The sequence below is a fragment of the Peterkaempfera griseoplana genome (assembly GCF_001418575.1).
Lineage (GTDB): Bacteria > Actinomycetota > Actinomycetes > Streptomycetales > Streptomycetaceae > Peterkaempfera > Peterkaempfera griseoplana.
The window spans coordinates 1-3574 of sequence record NZ_LIQR01000621.1 but is presented as its reverse complement, the minus strand read 5'-3'; the positions used below and the strand labels follow the sequence as shown (position 1 = coordinate 3574).

Sequence of the window (3574 nt, the reverse complement as noted above, 5' to 3'; positions counted from 1 at the left end):
CTGGAGGACGGTACCCCGTTCCCCACCCTGTACTACCTGACCTGCCCCCGGGCGGCCTCGCTGATCGGCACCCTGGAGGCCGACGGCGTCATGAAGGAGATGACGGCCCGGCTCGGCGAGGACGAGCAGCTGGCGGCCGGATACCGGGCCGCCCATGAGGACTACCTGGCCCGGCGGGACGCCGTGGAGGTCCTGGAGGGGTTCCCCAGCGCCGGCGGTATGCCGGACCGGGTGAAGTGCCTGCACGTCCTGGTCGGCCACTCACTGGCGGCCGGGCGGGGCGTCAACCCGCTCGGCGACGAGGCACTGGACATGCTGCCGGAGTGGTGGCGCAAGGGCCCCTGCGTCTGCGCGGCGGCCGGCGCCGAGGAAGAGGGGAAGACGAAGTGAGCACCACCCGTGTCGCCGCGGTCGACTGCGGCACCAACTCCATCCGCCTGCTGGTCGCCGACCTGGATCCGGAGACCGGCGAGCTGAAGGACCTGGACCGCCGGATGACCATCGTCCGCCTCGGCCAGGGCGTGGACCGCACCGGCCGGCTGGCGCCGGAGGCGCTGGAGCGGACCTTCGCCGCCTGCCGCGAGTACGCGGCGCTGATCGATGAGCACGGTGTCGGACCGGAGCGCACCCGCTTCGTGGCCACCAGCGCCTCCAGGGACGCGGAGAACCGCGAGGACTTCGTCCGCGGGGTGGTGGAGATCCTGGGCGTCGAGCCCGAGGTGATCACCGGGGACGAGGAGGCGCAGCTCTCCTTCACCGGCGCCACCCGTGAGCTGGCCGCCGCCCGGCTGCACCTGGAGCGGCCGTTCCTGGTGACGGACATCGGAGGCGGCTCCACCGAGTTCGTGCTGGGCGACGACACGGTCCGCGCGGCCCGCTCGGTCGACGTGGGCTGCGTACGGATGACGGAGCGCCACTTCCACGGCTCCGACCCGGTCACCGCCGGGCAGATCGAGGCGGCCCGGGCCGACATCGAGCGTGCGCTGGACACGGCCGCGGAGACGGTCCCCCTGGGCGAGGCGCGCACCCTGGTGGGGCTGGCCGGGTCGGTGACCACGGTGGCGGCGATCGCGCTGGGGCTCACCGAGTACGACTCCGAGCGCATCCACCACTCGCGGATCCCGCTGGAGCAGGTCCGTGAGGTGACCCGGCGGCTGCTGGCCGCGACCCACGCCGAGCGCGCCGCGATCCCGGTGATCCACCCGGGCCGGGTGGATGTGATCGGGGCGGGGGCGCTGGTGCTGCTGGCCCTGATGGAGCGGCTGGGGGCGTCCGAGGTGGTCGTCAGCGAGCACGACATCCTGGACGGGATCGCCTGGAGCATCGCCGGCTGAGGCCTGGCGGGGGTCACACGCCCGGGCGGCCGGACGAACTTCGTGAATTTCTTCACATGGAGTTCCCGCGCTTCGGTGCCGTCTGCCGGAGTCGGCGTCCGATATGTGGGACGAAGGTCGTCGGCCGCCCAGGCGTGAGGATCGCAGGCCAAGTCCGTGATCCATGCAGAGAATCGAAAGACTGTGCCGGGAACGCCGGGTCGCCCGCGATCGTTGCTGCTCACAGCGGTGGCCGGACGCCGTCGGCGCCGCGGGCCGTCCCGCCCCGCCGCGCTCCGTCCCTCACAGTCCCGCACCCCCCGGAATGAGGGTCGCGAAATATAGCACACCCTGTCCAGATGCTTGTGAGCGGGCTCACGAGGGGTCCTCCAGAGCGTGCTGGATACTTTCGGATATGAGCACCACGGAGCGTCCTCGCATCCTCATCGTCGGCGGTGGTTACGTCGGCCTGTATGCCGCGATGCGCATCCTCAAGAAGATGCGCTACGGCGAGGCGACCGTCACGGTCGTCGACCCGCGGTCGTACATGACGTACCTGCCCTTCCTTCCGGAGGCCGCGGGCGGCAATGTCGCCCCCCGTAACCTCGTCGCGCCGCTGCGCCGCGTCCTGCAGAAGGCCGAGGTGCTGACCGGACATGTCACCGGGATCGACCACGGCCGCAAGGTCGCGACGGTCACCCCGCTGGCCGGCGACGCCTACGAACTCCCCTTCGACTACCTGGTGGTGGCGGCCGGTTCGGTCTCCCGCACCTTCCCCATCCCCGGTCTGGCCGAGCACGGCATCGGCATGAAGACCGTGGAGGAGGCCATCGGCCTGCGCAACCACGTGATGGCGCAGCTCGACAAGGCCGAGTCGACCACGGACAAGGACGTCCGCCGCCAGGCCCTCACCTTCGTCTTCGTCGGCGGCGGCTTCGCCGGCGTGGAGACCATCGCCGAGGTCGAGGACATGGCCCGCGACGCGGCGAAGATCTACAACACGGTGAGCCGCGAGGACATGCGGTTCATCCTGGTCGAGGCCGCCAACCGCATCCTCCCCGAGATGGGCCCGGACCTCGGTGTCTGGACCAAGGAGAAGCTCGAGGAGCGCGGTATCGAGGTCTTCCTGGAGACCTCCATGGACTCCTGCGTCGACAAGCACGTGGTGCTGAAGAACGGCGTGGAGGTGGACGCCTCCACCATCGTGTGGACCGCCGGCGTCAAGCCCAACCCGGTGCTGGCCGACTTCGGCCTGCCGCTCGGCCCCCGTGGCCACGTGGACACCGCCCCCACCCTGCAGGTCAAGGGCTTCGACTACGTCTGGGCGGCCGGCGACAACGCCCAGGTGCCCGACCTGGCCGTCGGCGAGGGCGCCTGGTGCCCGCCGAACGCCCAGCACGCGGTGCGCCAGGCCATCGTGCTCGGTGACAACGTGGTGTCCGGGATGCGCGGCTTCCCGCAGTCCGAGTACAAGCACAAGAACCTCGGCGCGGTGGCGGGCCTCGGCCTCCACAAGGGTGTGGCGATCCTCTTCGGCAAGTACAAGCTGAAGGGCCGCCCCGCCTGGTGGTTCCACCGCCTGTACCACGGCAGCCGGGTGCCGACCATGAACCGCAAGGTCCGGGTCTTCACCGACTGGACCCTGGCGATGTTCCTCAAGCGCGAGACCGTTGGCCTGTCGCAGATGGAGAACCCCCGCGAGGCGTTCTTCGAGGCGGCAGCCCCGGTGCCCGCCCCCCGCAGCGAGAAGGCCCTCGCCGACAAGGCGTCCTGACCTCGCGGTAGTTCGGAGGCCCTCCGCCCGGCAACGTCGCCGGACCACGACCTCCGTGGTGCTCAGCCGGCCATGATGCCGGGCGGAGCCGCCCCGCATATCGCGGGCGTGGAAGAAGCCCCCGGTCGACATCCGTCGACCGGGGGCTTCTTCCTTGTGCGTTCAGGCCGTCGGCGACGGGGCGCTGTTCGATCCCTCGGACCCCGTCATGCGCTAATGATGCGTCAGATGACATGAAAACAAGACAACTTCCGTGACGGCGGGCATGCAGGTCATGGTGTGCCGCACTAGGCTCATGCTGTCCCCGAACGGGGGAAGCGGGGTGTGCGCCCGGATGGTGGAATGCAGACACGGGCAGCTTAAAACTGCTTGGCCGAGAGGTCGTGCCGGTTCGAATCCGGCTCCGGGCACCCCTGCCACGCCCCCGCCGCCCGGCCGGCTCACCTCCCCCGGTGACAAGGGCCGCGGCTGCCCGCCGTGACGGTGG

General features: G+C 70.6%; 3 protein-coding genes and 1 tRNA gene. All 4 read left to right on the top strand.

All coding sequences use genetic code 11. The features are described from left to right. The coding region (locus AOK09_RS34250; protein WP_055591114.1) for a DUF501 domain-containing protein at positions 1–390 on the top strand (390 nt) is incomplete at its 5' end. Beyond that, complete coding sequence (locus AOK09_RS34245; RefSeq protein WP_055591113.1) at positions 387–1334, top strand: Ppx/GppA phosphatase family protein; 948 nt, start codon at positions 387–389, stop codon at positions 1332–1334. The genes AOK09_RS34250 and AOK09_RS34245, both read left to right, overlap by 4 nt. Positions 1335–1728: 394 nt before the next feature. Further along, on the top strand, positions 1729–3087 hold the full coding sequence (locus tag AOK09_RS34240) for an NAD(P)/FAD-dependent oxidoreductase (protein WP_055591112.1): 1359 nt from the start codon (positions 1729–1731) through the stop codon (positions 3085–3087). Positions 3088–3415: 328 nt separating this feature from the next. After that, a tRNA-Leu gene (locus tag AOK09_RS34235) sits at positions 3416–3497 on the top strand. The last annotated feature ends 77 nt before the right edge of the window (positions 3498–3574 follow it).

What these genes read in the sequence shown, in the direction of transcription:
- AOK09_RS34240 (WP_055591112.1), top strand. Translation starts at nt 1,729, where the DNA reads ATGAGCACCACGGAGCGTCCTCGCATCCTCATCGTCGGCGGTGGTTAC.